Here is a 261-nt window from a genome sequence, read left to right as displayed (position 1 = left end):
GAGGACAACCAGAGGAATGCGTTGGCAATATCTTGGGGTTTACCGGCGCGTCCGGTGAGGCTATCCAGGTGGGCGAGGGCATATTGGGCTTTTTCATCCAGACCGGCAGAAGCATAGCCTTCGGTGATGACCGTACCAATCAAAACGGTGTTGATGCGGACTTGCTTGGCAAAATAGTGGGCTAGACCCAGCATGAGGTGGTTCAGGGCTGCCTTAGCAGCGGAATAGGCAATAAAGTCAAAGGCGGGTAGCGTCCCTACC

The 261-nt window shown here is 54.8% G+C and carries 1 protein-coding gene; it reads right to left on the bottom strand.

Annotation, left to right across the window (positions count from 1 at the left end; translation table 11 throughout):
* On the bottom strand, window positions 1-261 hold a 261-nt coding region (locus tag R0J87_RS21695; RefSeq protein ID WP_498888893.1), incomplete at both ends, for an SDR family oxidoreductase.

The organism is Halomonas sp. SIMBA_159 (genome assembly GCF_046536035.1).
Lineage (GTDB): Bacteria > Pseudomonadota > Gammaproteobacteria > Pseudomonadales > Halomonadaceae > Vreelandella > Vreelandella venusta_A.
This window is presented reverse-complemented; position numbering and strand designations above follow the sequence as displayed.